10 protein-coding genes are annotated in these 13694 nt (G+C 56.2%); 5 read left to right on the top strand and 5 right to left on the bottom strand.

Annotated elements, in window-relative coordinates; genetic code table 11:
• Positions 1–6: 6 nt before the first annotated feature.
• A complete protein-coding gene (locus LDN84_RS11330; protein WP_223912640.1) occupies positions 7–3726 on the top strand; it encodes a cadherin-like domain-containing protein in 3720 nt (1239 codons plus the stop codon).
• Positions 3727–3805: 79 nt separating this feature from the next.
• Here LDN84_RS11330 and LDN84_RS11335 read toward each other — a convergent pair whose 3' ends face one another.
• On the bottom strand, positions 3806–4090 hold the full coding sequence (locus LDN84_RS11335; RefSeq protein WP_223912643.1) for a hypothetical protein: 285 nt from the start codon (positions 4088–4090) through the stop codon (positions 3806–3808).
• Positions 4091–4196: 106 nt separating this feature from the next.
• Between LDN84_RS11335 and LDN84_RS11340 the strand changes: the two genes are divergently transcribed.
• The 3 genes from LDN84_RS11340 to LDN84_RS11350 are packed head-to-tail and all read left to right on the top strand — an operon-like array spanning position 4197 to position 6930.
• Positions 4197–5144, top strand: a complete 948-nt coding sequence (locus LDN84_RS11340; protein ID WP_223912645.1) for a LysR substrate-binding domain-containing protein — start codon at positions 4197–4199, stop codon at positions 5142–5144.
• Positions 5141–5893: an acetyltransferase domain-containing protein gene (locus LDN84_RS11345; protein ID WP_223912648.1), complete on the top strand. Its 753-nt coding sequence runs from the start codon at positions 5141–5143 to the stop codon at positions 5891–5893. The genes LDN84_RS11340 and LDN84_RS11345 overlap by 4 nt, the downstream gene beginning before the upstream one ends.
• Before the next feature lie 17 nt (positions 5894–5910).
• Complete coding sequence (locus tag LDN84_RS11350; protein ID WP_223912651.1) at positions 5911–6930, top strand: extracellular catalytic domain type 1 short-chain-length polyhydroxyalkanoate depolymerase; 1020 nt, start codon at positions 5911–5913, stop codon at positions 6928–6930.
• Between the two features lie 85 nt (positions 6931–7015).
• On the opposite strand, the gene serB is transcribed toward LDN84_RS11350, so the two are convergent.
• The 4 genes from serB to LDN84_RS11370 all read right to left on the bottom strand — a co-directional run bounded on the left by serB (position 7016) and on the right by LDN84_RS11370 (position 11407).
• Entirely contained in the window at positions 7016–7729 is a 714-nt protein-coding gene (gene serB, locus LDN84_RS11355; RefSeq protein WP_223912654.1) for a phosphoserine phosphatase SerB, read from the bottom strand.
• Positions 7730–7934: 205 nt separating this feature from the next.
• On the bottom strand, positions 7935–8549 hold the full coding sequence (locus tag LDN84_RS11360) for a hypothetical protein (RefSeq protein WP_223912656.1): 615 nt from the start codon (positions 8547–8549) through the stop codon (positions 7935–7937).
• A 102-nt stretch (positions 8550–8651) separates the two neighbouring features.
• Complete coding sequence (locus LDN84_RS11365; RefSeq protein ID WP_223912659.1) at positions 8652–9131, bottom strand: cyanophycin metabolism-associated DUF1854 family protein; 480 nt, start codon at positions 9129–9131, stop codon at positions 8652–8654.
• Between the two features lie 5 nt (positions 9132–9136).
• On the bottom strand, positions 9137–11407 hold the full coding sequence (locus LDN84_RS11370; protein WP_223912663.1) for a cyanophycin metabolism-associated ABC transporter: 2271 nt from the start codon (positions 11405–11407) through the stop codon (positions 9137–9139).
• Positions 11408–11522: 115 nt separating this feature from the next.
• Here LDN84_RS11370 and LDN84_RS11375 point away from each other — a divergent pair, with 115 nt between their 5' ends.
• Positions 11523–13691, top strand: coding sequence for a cyanophycin synthetase (locus LDN84_RS11375; protein ID WP_223912666.1), 2169 nt, complete (start codon positions 11523–11525; stop codon positions 13689–13691).
• The last annotated feature ends 3 nt before the right edge of the window (positions 13692–13694 follow it).

The following is a 13694-nucleotide window of genomic DNA, read 5'->3' on the forward strand; positions in this document are numbered from 1 at the left end:
GACTCTATGACGGCGGCCAATTTGCTGGCCGGTTCCAGCAGTTACGTGCTTCAGGGGAGTATTGGGGATGGCCCGTATGCGGCCTCTGGGTTTGGCTGGGATTACGATTTTTACAACCTAGGCGAGTTGACGGTCGGGCAGGTTGTGAACGCTTCTCTGTTTACGGAGTTTGATACGGTGTTGGGCTTGTATGACGCAAGTGGCAATTTGGTGGTGTTCAATGACGATGCCAATGGTTCGGGCGGCTCATTGAATGACCTGGACTCCAGTATTTCTTTTACGGTGACAGCCACTGGCTCATATTACCTTGGGATTTCAGACTACGACGGTAATTTGCCGGTTGATCCGTTTGACCCGGTGGCGGGCAGAGACCCTGCCGACTATGCGTATTCTGGCGGCACTTACTCAGCCACGGTAAGTTTGGATGGCGGTCAGACACCCAATTGGGCTTTACCGGCACTGGCGTTGGATACCCAATACCTGGATGGCGAGGTGAGCCTCGATACGCTGACAGGTGGTATGGATAACGATGTCTATGTGGTAGATGGTCAATACACCAAGGTGGCAAGTAGCGAGCTGAATGACTGTGGTGACAGTGTGCCTGTTGAGCGCCTTGAGTGGACGACAGACACCGTGCTTGAGTCTGCCGATGAAGGGTATGACGTTGTGGTGAGCAGCGCCAGTTTTACGCTGACCGATAACGTGGAAGAGTTGCGTCTGGTATTTGACACTGCCACGCAAAGTACCCATGCCCAGTACGGCGCAGACTTGGTGGCTTATGGTCAGGATGGTGTCGGCAATGAGCTGGACAACGTCATTGTGGGTAACGAACTCAACAACCGTTTGGATGGTGGTGCAGGTGCCGATACCTTGATCGGAGGCTTGGGCAATGACACTTATGCGGTTGACCAATTGGGTGATCTCGTTGTTGAGCAGGCTGATGCGGGAACCGATACGGTGCAGAGTTATGTGAGCTATCAGCTTGGTGACAATCTGGAAAACCTGACGTTGCTGGGCAATGCCGATTCGGGTCTGGGAAATTCTGCCGACAACATTTTGGTGGGCAGTGATGTTGGGGCTCGTTTGGAGGGTTTTGCGGGTAACGACAAGCTGGTGGGTGGGGCGGGTGACGATTGGCTTGCTGGGGGTGAAGGTGATGACCGGTATGTGATCCGCCTGGGGGGCGCTGCCGATGTGATTGACGATGGGCAGGGTTCGGATACTTTGTTTTTTGGCAATGATCTCACCGCTGCTGACCTTCATGCAAGACGTGTCAATGATGATTTGATGCTGAGTATTGGCAATACCCAAGATAGCGTGACATTGAACCAATGGTTTGCGCAAACTAGTGGGGGAGTGAGCCGGATTGAGTTTTGCGATAGTGCGGCCCTGGATCGGCTCGCTATTGAAACCCTTGCCAATGTGGCCCCTGTCGCACAAGATGATGCTGTGAGCACCGATGAAGATGCCGGGGTGGTGGTTGTACCCACAGTAGACCTGTTGGGTAACGATACGGATGCTGATTCTGTGTACGGTGATGTGCTGAGTTTGCTAGAGGTCAGCCAGGCAGAATCGGGGGCAGCAGTGACGCAGGTTGGGCAAGAGGTGCTGTACGAAATGGGTACTGCATTTCAGCACCTTCAAGAGGGCCAGATAGCAACCGACACATTCGCTTACACGGTCAGTGATGCTTATGGCGCGACCAGCACGGCCAAGGTAACCCTGACGATCACAGGTGTCAATGACGGGCCTTCTGTGTTGAACGATGAGGCAGCTGTTGTGGAGGATGGCATTGTTGCAGCCACAGGCAATGTGCTGGGCAATGACAGTGATGTGGACATTGGAGACACACTCACTGTTGTTAATACGGGCGCAACTGCTGGGAACTACGGCATGCTTGATCTGGGGGCCGATGGTCAGTACACCTACACACTGAACAATGCCAGCCAAAGCGTGCAGTCTCTGGCACAAGGTCAGGTGGTGGTTGATCAATTCAGCTATGAGGTGAGTGACGGCATTGCCACTGCGACCAGTGAGCTCAATATTAGCATCACAGGCACAAACGACTGCCCAGGGGCGATCTCGGATACGGCACAGGTGCAGGAAGATGTGAGCCTGACAGCCATCGGCAATGTGCTGACCAACGACAGTGATGTTGATACAGGCGACACACTTACTGTGGTGAATCCCGGTACGGTAGTAGGAAACTACGGCGTGCTTGATCTGGGGGCTGATGGTCAATACAACTACACCTTGAACAATACCAGCCAAAGTGTGCAGTCCCTGGCACAGGGACAGGTGGTCAGTGATCAATTCAGCTACGAGGTGACCGACGGACTGGCAAGTTCCAGTAGTGAATTGACGGTGAGCATTACAGGCACAAACGATGGCCCGGTGGCGAGTGCGGATACGGCGCAGGTTCAGGAAGATATGAGTTTGACAGCCACCGGGAATGTGTTGGCCAACGACAGTGATGTGGATGCTGGAACCGTTTTGACCCTGGTCAATGCGGGAACATTTACCGGCAATTACGGCAGTGTGGTGTTGAGTGCAGATGGCAGCTACACCTATACGCTGAACAACAACGCAGTGGCGGTGCAGTCATTGACACAAGGGGCCAGTGTGGCGGATGTGTTCGCGTACAGCGTGACAGATGGGGTAGAGAGTGTGTCTTCTGCGCTGACGGTCAATGTCAGCGGGCTTAATGATGCGCCAGTCGTCAGTGTGCCGATGTCTGACCAGTCAGTGAAGGCTGGCACGGCGTTGAACTATCAGTTGCCCATATCGACATTTACCGATGTGGATACGGGCGATGTCTTGTCTTACCAGGCACGCTTGAGCAATGGACTGGCCTTGCCAGCGTGGTTGAAATTTGATCAGGCCACGCGCACGTTTACAGGAACTCCCGCTGCTGCAAATCTTGGGGCGCTGAGTGTGGATGTGATTGCAACTGACACCATGGGGGCGACGGCATTGGACACTTTTCTACTCAATGTCACCTCGGCGGCAACGGGTGGAGGTACTGGATGTGGCTCGTCGAAAGAAGATAAGGATGACCGTGAGGATAAGAGCTCAAAAGATGACTCAGATCACAGCGACAAGGATGACAAGGATGACAAGGATGATCGCAGCAGTGACTGCAAAAAAGTGACTCAATCCAATGATCAGTCACACAGCAAGGATGCGGGCTCGACCAAAGAATGTAAATCGGATGGATCAGGTGATGGTGAAGGTGATCAGCGTAGCGATGAGAAGTCCAAAAATCGCGTCAGTCTCAGCGACGACAGCGACAAGAGTGATCACGGCAGCGGAAATGGCAAAAGCAATACTCTGGATGGTGGCAAGGGCGATGACCACTATCGCATAGTGCGTGGTTGCGGGGCGGATACCGTTGTTGACAAGGATTCATCCAAAGGCAACACCGATGTGGCTGAATTTGGGGGCGGTATTGCGGCCAATCAGCTATGGTTTCGCCATGTGTCCAGCGACCTTGAGATCAGCATCGTGGGCAGCAACGATAAATTGGTGATTCAAGACTGGTATCTGGGCAGCCAGTACCACGTGGAGCAGTTCAAAACCAGCGACGGCAAAACCCTGTTGGACAGCCAGGTGCAAAACCTGGTGAGTGCCATGGCAGGCTTTGCGCCACCGGCAGCGGGGCAGACCACGCTGACTGCGGCTTACCAGACCACGCTGGCACCGGTGCTGGCGGCCAACTGGCAGTAGTGCGCCGACGCTGAAGAGCCGCAGGCAATTGGCGAAGGGGACATTCTTCCTCCAATTGCTTGCACGGCTTGCCGCATCCTCAACGCCAGTGCAGCGAATCCCGTTCAAACAAGCCCCCTTGCCGGGCGCGTTCCTGGGTTCGCAGTGCACGCGCCTGCAGCCATTCTGGCGCGCCGATGTCCTTGAGTGTTTCGGCCGTCAAACCGTCCAGGGCGGTCAGTTCGCTTTCTGTGTGTGGGGCATGGCGTGGAGCCGTCCAGCGTGCCCACCAGGCGCGTGTGCGAGCAACCCAGGTATTGACAAATCGGCGTGTCTGCAGCGGTGTCAAGGGGCTGGTGGTGCAGGGATTGCAAGCGGTGTTCATGGCGGACTCCTGTATGTGATTGAGGATGCTGGTAAGCTTATCCATTGTTTACGTGCTTGAATATCGTTAATTTCTGCATAAACCGTTCACTGATACTTACCAATCCATGTCCAGATTACCTTTGAATACTTTGCCAGCCTTTCGTGTGGTGGCTCGCCTGGGCAATCTGCGGGCTGCCGCGCAGGAGCTTCACCTGACCCACAGTGCGGTCAGTCAGCAGATCAAGCTGCTGGAAGAGCAGGTGGGCTTTGCACTGTTTGAGCGCCGGGGTCGGCGCATCGTGCTGAATACCGCCGGGGCCACCTTGCAGCGAGCGGTGGAACCCGCGCTGGATCGGCTTGACGAGGGCTTGCGTGCCGCAGCCGCAACGGCACAGGGCGAGGCCCAGCGCATTCGGCTGACGCTGCTGCCGTCGTTTGCGCAACGCTGGCTGCTGCCGCGCATGCCGCGCTGGCGTGAACGCCATCCTGACATCCATCTGGAGCTGCACACCTCGCAGCAGTTGGTGGATCTGCTGCGCGAGGGGTATCACGCTGGCCTGCGCCAGGGGCAGGGGCCGTGGCGTGGCCTGCAAGCCGAACAACTGGTGGACTCGCCGCTGGTGGTGCTGGGTTCACCCGCTGCGGCGCACCGTTTGAACGGCTGCGGCATCAAGGCACTGGCCGAAGAGCCTTTGCTGGGCCGCCCCGAGCTGTGGGAGCGTTGGTTTGCCCTGGGCGGTTGGCGCAATGCCGTCAGCCCAGTGGCCACGTTCAACGATGCCGGTTTGCTGCTGCAGGCGGTGGAGCAAGACATTGGCATTGGCCTGGCGCGTGAAGTGCTGGCGGCTGATGCCCTGCGCGATGGGCGCTTGCTGCGCTTGTCACCCACGGCCTTGCCCGGCGATTCGGCCTACGCGCATTACTGGTGTGTGTTCCCGCCTGAGCTGGAAAATTGGCCGCCCCTGCTGGCTTTTCGAGCCTGGCTGCGCGAAGAGCTGGCTTTGTCCTTGCAGCACTTGGCCGATGCCGGGCGCAGCGCCAACTATCCCTTGCTCAGTACACTTTCCGTATGAAAAACCAACGCTTTGATGCCCTGGATGCCTTGCGTGGCCTGGCCATGCTGTGGATGACCGTGTTCCATTTCAGTTTTGACTTGAACCACTTTGGCTGGACGCAACAAGATTTTTACCGTGATCCGCTCTGGACGTGGCAGCGGGTGCTGATCGTCAGCCTGTTTCTGTTCTGCGCCGGCTTTGGGCAAGCCGTGGCCAGTGCACAGGGGCAAAGCTGGGCCCGGTTCTGGAAGCGTTGGGCGCAGGTAGCTGGTTGCGCCGTGCTGGTCAGCGCCGGGTCATGGCTGATGTACCCACAAACCTTCATTTACTTTGGCATCTTGCACGGCATGGCGCTGATGCTGGTGGTGGTGCGGCTCACTGCCCACTGGGGGCGTTGGCTGTGGTGGCTGGGGGTATTGGCGATTGCTTCTAAATTTATAGCTGCTTACGCAATATCAACAAGCGCTAGTGGCCAATTTATTGCATTTATGAATTCACCTGCGATGAATTGGCTGGGTTGGATCACACAAAAACCCGTGACCGAGGATTACGCACCGCTGTTCCCCTGGCTGGGCGTGATGTGGTGGGGTGCGGCATCTGGTGCGTGGGCCCTATCCCGAGCCCAAGGCGTGTTGCAGCAGCCGCTGCCCCGTGCGGGTCTGGCGTTGGCGGCTCTGGGGCGCTGGAGTTTGAGCTACTACATGCTGCACCAGCCGGTGCTGATGGGCCTGCTGATGGGGCTGGCTTGGTTGGGATTTCATCGGTAGTGAACAGGAGGTTGGGTATGCCTTTTCAAAGAATTTCTGCTGCGCTGCTGGCTGGTACCCTGGTGTTGGCCTCAGGTCAGAGCCTAGCGCAAGACGGCTCGCTTCGACAACGACTGAAAAACCGCCTGGAGCAGCGTCAACAGGCCAAGCTTGAGGCCGCAGACACAGCGGCTTCACCAACCGCCATCAACCAGCCGGGTGACTACCGGTTCACGCTGATGCATGATGGTTTGAGGCGCATGTACCGTGTTCACGTGCCCCATCGCTACACACCACAAACACCCGTGCCCTTGTTGGTGGCCTTGCACGGCGGTGGCGGCAACCTGGATTACCAGGCCGACGACAGCACATACGGCATGATCAGCCAATCTGAGCGCGAAGGCTTTGTGGTGGTGTTCCCCAATGGCTACAGCCGTTTGGAAAGTGGCAAGTTCGCCACCTGGAATGCGGGCAATTGCTGCGCTGCGGCACGTGACGAACAAGTGGATGACGTGGGTTTTATCCGCGAGATGGTGAGCCGCATCACCCACCAGATGAGCATCCATCCGCAACGCATTTATGCCACCGGCATGTCCAACGGCGCCATGATGTCCTACCGCCTGGCCTGCGAGATGTCTGATGTGTTCACGGCGATTGCGGCAGTGGCGGGCACTGACAACACCCGCGTCTGTCAGCCGACAAAAGCGGTGTCCGTGCTGCATATTCATGCTCAAGATGATCGCCATGTGCTGTTTAACGGAGGTGCCGGGCCAGATTCGGTGAGGCAGTCCGCCGTCACCAACTATGTGTCGGTGCCCGCTACGGTTTCAAAATGGACGCAGATAGATGGTTGCACCGCAGCACCGCAACGTATTTTGAGCAAACCCGGTGCTTATTGCGAGCGCTATGCACCCTGTACGGGCAAGGCTCAGGTTCAGTTGTGTGTGACCGAGTCCGGTGGACACTCCTGGCCCGGTGGTCACAAGCCGGGCCGTCAAGAGGAGCCATCACAGGCTATTTCGGCCAATGACATCATGTGGGACTTCTTCAACCGCTGAGGCTCCAAAGGTATTGTTCTCCAGCCTTTTGAGGTGGGCCAAAACGGAATTGAAGCGCTGCTCAAACCCTGCTGCAAGCCGGTTTTTATGCCAATATTTCCAGCAAGCGATCCAGCCCACCCGCGTTGATGGCTACTTGGGCCTGGACACGCACTGCGGGCTTGGCGTGGTAGGCCACCGACAGGCCTGCCACACCCATCATGGGCAAATCGTTGGCACCGTCACCCATGGCAATCGCCTGGCTGGGGTCAATACCCAGCTTGGCGCAGGTTTCCAGCAACATGGTGCGTTTTTCGGCACCGTCACAAATGTCGCCCCAGGGTTGATCAACCATGCCGCCGGTAAGCGCACCGTCGGCCACTTCCAGCACATTGGCGCGGGTGTAGTCAATGCCCAGCCGGTCACGAATGCGGTTGGTAAAGTGGGTAAAGCCACCGGACACCAGCAGCACTTTCAGCCCGGCCTGTTTGCAGGTGGCCACCAGTTCGGCCGCACCCGGGTTGAGTTGCAGTCGCTCTTGGTAAATCTGCTCCAGATCAGCCAGCGTGACCCCTTTGAGCAAGGCCACGCGCTGACGCAGGCTTTCCTTGTAGTCGGTGATCTCACCACGCATGGCAGCCTCGGTGATGGCAGCCACCTCGGCCTTGCGACCCACGGCATCGGCAATTTCGTCCACACACTCGATGTTGATCAGCGTGGAGTCCATGTCGAAGGCGATGAGTTTGAAGTTTGAAAGCTTCAGGTTTGCGGGCAGATTTTGCACGACAAGGCCGGGGTGATGTTCTTTTGGGGTAGTCATTTTTACTATTGATTGTGTAGCATATCACGCTTAATACATAAGCGCTAGAGGCTGATTTTATGAATAATTTGTGTCAGCGTTTCGTGGTTCAGTTTGGTATGGAATTCAACCGGTGTGCCTTGTGCGCGAAGTGCCTCAATAGGCGATGTCTACAAGCTCTCCATGCCAATTTGTGCAAAATTATGGCTCTGTTCAGATAGGCGGATTACTTCTTCAAATACAGCTTGTCAGACCAGGTGGCCAGCCAGTCAGGCTTGAAGGCCACCATGAGGACGGTGAGCATGCCGGTCATGAAAGCGTCACCCCAGGCGATCAGCCAATGCGCAACCAGACTCAGGTTGTCGTCAATACCTGGCATGCTGTGCCCCATCCACTGGGCCAGCACACCGGCGACAAACACGCACACGGCGGTGCCCAGAAAAGCGCGCACCAACACATAAACAAACAGGTGCAAGCCAATCCAGCGGCGCACCGCAGCACCCATGGCCAAGGCCAAAGTGGCGGGTATCAGGCCCAGCCACACGGTCAGATCCAGCGCGGTGTTCCATGACATGGGTGAGATTAGCGCGGCCATGACACCCACCACACACAAGACCGGTACGGCCAGCGGCCAGCCAAGCATCAGCACCACCAAACAGGCAGCCGAGCCCTGCAACTGCAGCGGCATTTTGTGCAAACTGGGCATGGCCCACAGCCAGGGCACCAGCGTGAGTGTGGCCAAAAGTGGCGTTAGTCGCGTCCCCCCTGTCAGCAGTTGCCATGGGCGAAAGAGCAGGGCGGCGAGCAGGGCCAGCGTGGCGAGCGTCAGATTGGTGAGCATGTCATTGCATTTCTAAATCAGCCGTGTGGGGGTGGTCTCGCCTTGCATTTGTAATGTCTGCAGCTCGATACACCGCCACAGACGATTCAGAAATGGGGTTACTCAAAGAAACCGGTCCAGAATTCTGCGGCTTTCCTTGCTGAGCTTGGCTGGGTCACGGATCAAAAACTGAATGCCGTGGGAGTCGGTGACCAACAAAATGGTGGGGCCCACGCGGCGAATGTCTTCGTCGCCACGCAACACAAAGGAGGTGTCACCACGGTCGGTTTTGACATGCCATGTACAAGGGGTGGAGAAGCTGGTGACGCTGTGGATGCTCAAAATGGCGGGCATGAATTCGCGGCCCTGTAATTCTTCGCGGATCAGGCTTTGGGCGGGCTCGGACAGTGCGGCGAGTTGGTCGATCCAGGCGACTTCATGGCCATCGGTGTGCACCAGGGAGATGCCCGCCTCGGGGGATTGGATCGGAAAGGCGCGAATCGGCACCACGCCTTCAACCACTTGCCCCTCAGGGGTGGTGAGCACCAGTTTGCCAAACGGGTTGCGTTGGAGTTCAAAAGTGCTGGAAACTTCAGTATTCATGGCGTTCATTGCTCACCTTTTTCATCATCCATATCGGTATCCATGTTGCGCGCCTGGGCCTGGTAAAGGTTGTAGTACGCGCCTTGGGCGGCCATCAGGTCGTCATGGGTACCCACTTCCACAATCTGGCCGCGATCCATCACCACCAGCCGGTTGGCGCGGTGCAGGGTGGAAAGACGGTGGGCAATGGCGATGGTGGTGCGGCCTTGCACCAGGTTTTCCAGGGCATTCTGGATTTCTTTCTCGGTCTCGGAGTCCACGGAGGAGGTGGCCTCATCCAGAATCAGGATGCGTGGATCAATCAGCAAGGCGCGGGCAATCGAGATGCGCTGACGTTCCCCGCCTGACAAGCCCTGACCACGCTCACCCACCATCGAGTCATAGCCCTGCGGCAGGCGCAAGATGAACTCATGGGCATGGGCAGCGCGGGCCGCGGTAATGATCTCGGCGCGGGTGGCGTGGGGTTTGCCATAGGCAATGTTTTCGGCAATGGTGCCAAAAAACAGGAAGGGCTCTTGCAGCACCAGACCAATGTGGCGGCGGTAATCGGCCACCGGGAAGGAGCGCACATCCACACCATCAACCTTGATGGAGCCTTCCGATACGTCATAAAACCGGCAGATCAGGTTCACCAGCGTGCTTTTGCCCGAGCCGCTGTGGCCCACCAGGCCAATCATTTCACCGGGTTCAATGCTCAGGCTGATGCCTTTGTTGACCTCGCGGTTGCCATAGCGAAAACTCACCTCGCTTAACTCGATGCGGCCTTTGACGTGGTCGAGCTTGACGGGTTGTGTGGGCTCGGGCACGCTGGAGACGTGATCCAGAATGTCAAAAATGCGTTTCGCCGCCGAGGCAGATTTTTCGGTCACAGAAACAATTCGGCTCATGGAGTCCAGGCGGCCATAAAACCGGCTGATGTAGGCAATAAACGCCATCAGCACACCCACGGTAATTTCAGACTTGGACACCAGCCAGATGCCAAAGCCCCAGACCACCAGCAGCCCCAACTCGGTCATCAGTGAAATGCTAGGGGCGAACAACGACCAGATTTTGTTGATCTTGTCGTTCACTGCCAAGTTGTGCTGGTTGGCAGTCTTGAAACGGGCTGATTCACGGTCTTCCTGGGCAAAGGCTTTGACCACACGCACACCTGGAATGGTGTCGGCCAGTACGCTAGTCACCTCTGACCAGACGCGGTCAATTTTCTCAAACCCGGTTTGTAGGCGAAAACGCACTGAGCGGATCATCCACACAATAAAGGGCAATGGCACCAGTGTGACCAACGCAAGCATCGGATTGATGGACACCAAAATCACTGCGGTCATGATCAGCATCAGGATATCGGAGGCAAAGTCCAGCAGGTGCAGCGACAAAAACACGCAAATACGGTCGCTTTCGCTGCCAATACGCGACATCAGGTCACCGGTGCGTTTGCCGCCAAAGTATTCCAGTGACATACGCAGCAAATGGTCATAGGTGGTGGTGCGCAAATCAGCGCCAATGCGCTCGGACACCAGTGCCAGGATATAGGTTTTGGCCCATGACAAGCTCCAGGCCAGCAAAGCTGCCCCAAACAGGCCAACCATGTACTTGGTCACCAGCATGGGGTCGATGTGTTGACCGTTTTGAAACGGGATCAACACCTCGTCCATCAGGGGCATGGTCAAGTACGGCGGCACCAGGCTGGCGGCGGTACCCAACAAAGTCAGTATCAAGCCTGCCAGCAACTGGCCTTGATAGGGTTTGGCGAAGCGCCACAATCTGAACAGTGTCCAGGTTGAAGGCGGGGTATGAATGACCTTGGTACAAATGGGGCATTCGTCCTGGTCTGGCTCCAGCGGGGCTTTGCAACTGGGGCACCGGTGACCTTCGGGCAGTACCGGTGGCAGGCCAGTGAGGTGGCTGTCCAGGTAAATTTGAAACTGGTCTACCAGCTTGATGGCGTGCAGATTGTGGGCCAGCGTGAAGCGCCATATGGCCAGCCGCTCTTGGGGAGTGACCCATTCAAGATGGCCAACGCCCGCATGGTCATGCAGTTGGAGTTTTAATCCTGATTGGAAAGACCACTCACGCCACTGGCCGTCAGGTTCGCGACTGAGCAGGCGCTGGTTGGTCAGCAGCACAAGGCCACTGACAAAATGAAGTTGTGCATCCAGATCGAACACGAGTGTGGCCACAATATGTTCATGGGCACGTAGCCTGGAACTCGTTTCTGAACGAAATTCAGCTGGGATGTCATCTAAAACAGGGGCTGATGCGTTACTTTGATTTGTCATACGGTGTGTCCGGGTCAATAAATATTTGTGTTGCACAAGCCTGCTTGCGTATGACTTAAGAACAAAAGAACTGAAAATCTCACGTTGCGACTCAATGGTCGACTTCTACACATTTATGACAACCAAGCGTATTGAATTTTTGCGTGTCACCCACTTACGGGGCCCCAACATCTGGACGTACCGTCCGGTCATTGAGGTTTGGGTCGATATCGGCGATTTGGAAGATTACCCTTCCAACACCTTAGTCGGATTTTATGAGCGTTTAACCACCATGTTGCCCGGTCTGGCGGTGCACCGGTGTGGCGTGGGTGAACCCGGGGGGTTTTTGGAGCGTTTGCGCGAAGGCACTTGGGCCGGACATATCCTGGAACATGTGGTGCTTGAACTGCAAAACATGGCGGGTATGCGCACCGGTTTTGGTAAAACCCGGCAAACCTCCCAGCGCGGGGTTTACAAGATGGCATTTCGTACCCGGCAAGAGCAAGTGGGTCGAGCTGCTCTGGAAGCGGGGCGCGAATTGGTGCATGCTGCGATCCACAATACACCTTTTGATGTGACCCAAGCCGTGGCCCAATTACGCGACTTGGCTGACAAGTATTGCCTGGGGCCCAGCACCGCTCATATTGTGGAAGCAGCTACCGAACGCGGCATTCCCCACATTCGTCTTACGGCGGGCAATTTGGTGCAACTAGGTTATGGCAACAAGCAACGCCGTATCTGGACCGCTGAAACTGATCAAACCAGCGCTATTGCCGAAGAAATTGCCAGTGATAAAGATTTGACCAAATCTTTACTGAAATCTTGCGGTGTGCCGGTACCTCAGGGCGAGTTGGTTGAAACCACCGAACAAGCCTGGGCGGCGGCGCAAGACATAGGTTTGCCAGTGGTGATCAAACCCCATGACGGCAACCATGGCCGTGGTGTGTCGCTTGACCTGAACAATCGCCAGGACATGGATGCCGCTTTTGCGCTTGCCAAGCGCAAAGGGGGCGGCAGCATCATTGTTGAGCAGTACATTCCAGGCAACGAACATCGTTTACTGGTGGTTGGTCAGCGTGTTGTGGCTGCAGCCCGAGGTGAAACTGCTTGGGTCACTGGTGATGGTCAGTCCAATATCATTGAGCTGGTGGACCGGCAACTCAACACCGATCCGCGTCGCGGTATCACTGAAGATGCGCCGCTGAACGTCTTGGCTCCACATGAGGGCGCAGAAATCATTCTGGAACTCCAGCGTCAAGGGCTGACTGCTTATTCGGTTCCAGCCATGGGTCAGCAAGTGTTGATTCAGCGTAATGGCAATGTGGCTTTTGACATCACGGATGAGGTTCACCCCAGTGTGGCGGCCATGGCTACCTTGGCCGCGCGGGCTGTGGGCTTGGATATTGCAGGTGTTGACATGGTGTTGGAAGATGCTACCCGTCCCTTGAGCGCACAACGGGCTGCCGTGATTGAGGTTAATGCCAGTCCTGGTTTGCTGGCGCACCTCAAACCCGCCAGTGGTCACGCCAGACCGATTGGCCAAGCCATTGTGGCGCATCTTTTTGGCCCCATGCAAAATGGGCGCATGGATATCGTGGGTATTACCGGGCAAGTCAACACCACGCCCATTGCACGTTTATTGAGCTGGATGCTTTATACACAAGGTCAAAAAGTGGGTTTGGCTTGTAAGGACGGTTTTTACTTGGGTGAGCGTTGTGTGGACCCACACGACTACACGAGTTGGGAACGAGGGCAAAACCTGTTGATCAATCGCTCGATAGACGTGGCTGTTTTTGAACACAACCCCCAAACTATTTTGAGTGAGGGCTTGGCTTACGACAAATGTCGCGTGGGTGTTGTGACCGATGTCAGCGGATTTGAAACCTTGTCTGAGTTTTACATTGACAGTTTGGACAAGCTCTACAACGTGGAGCGTACCCAGGTAGATGTTGTGCTTGCGCATGGTACGGCGGTACTGAATGCCGCCGACCCACAGGTGGTTGAAATGGCATCCTTGTGTGATGGGGATGTGATTTTTTACGGCCTTGACCCTGAGCTGCCTGCTCTGGCGGCTCACCGAGCCAGCGGACAGCGGGTGGTGTTTTCTGAGCAGGGTGGCCTGGTGCTGGCACAAGGTGACACCAGAGTGACACAGATCGATTTGAATGGTCATTGGGTAGACTTGCCAGGCTCCGCGGAATGGGTGCTGGCTGCAGTAGCCGCCGCCTGGGCTTTGGGTATGTCTGCCGAATTGATGGGTGCTGGTCTTCGCACCTTTGAACAAACAATACAAAAACATCGTTGAGAT

Source organism: Rhodoferax lithotrophicus, assembly GCF_019973615.1.
GTDB classification, from domain to species: domain Bacteria; phylum Pseudomonadota; class Gammaproteobacteria; order Burkholderiales; family Burkholderiaceae_C; genus Rhodoferax; species Rhodoferax lithotrophicus.

Bases quoted from the DNA above. Each gene is read 5' to 3' on its own strand.
- LDN84_RS11330 (WP_223912640.1), top strand. From the start codon at position 7: ATGACGGCGGCCAATTTGCTGGCCGGTTCCAGCAGTTACGTGCTTCAG.
- LDN84_RS11335 (WP_223912643.1), bottom strand. From the start codon at position 4,090: ATGAACACCGCTTGCAATCCCTGCACCACCAGCCCCTTGACACCGCTG.
- LDN84_RS11340 (WP_223912645.1), top strand. From the start codon at position 4,197: ATGTCCAGATTACCTTTGAATACTTTGCCAGCCTTTCGTGTGGTGGCT.
- LDN84_RS11345 (WP_223912648.1), top strand. From the start codon at position 5,141: ATGAAAAACCAACGCTTTGATGCCCTGGATGCCTTGCGTGGCCTGGCC.
- LDN84_RS11350 (WP_223912651.1), top strand. From the start codon at position 5,911: ATGCCTTTTCAAAGAATTTCTGCTGCGCTGCTGGCTGGTACCCTGGTG.
- serB (WP_223912654.1), bottom strand. From the start codon at position 7,729: ATGACTACCCCAAAAGAACATCACCCCGGCCTTGTCGTGCAAAATCTG.
- LDN84_RS11360 (WP_223912656.1), bottom strand. From the start codon at position 8,549: ATGCTCACCAATCTGACGCTCGCCACGCTGGCCCTGCTCGCCGCCCTG.
- LDN84_RS11365 (WP_223912659.1), bottom strand. From the start codon at position 9,131: ATGAATACTGAAGTTTCCAGCACTTTTGAACTCCAACGCAACCCGTTT.
- LDN84_RS11370 (WP_223912663.1), bottom strand. From the start codon at position 11,407: ATGACAAATCAAAGTAACGCATCAGCCCCTGTTTTAGATGACATCCCA.
- LDN84_RS11375 (WP_223912666.1), top strand. From the start codon at position 11,523: ATGACAACCAAGCGTATTGAATTTTTGCGTGTCACCCACTTACGGGGC.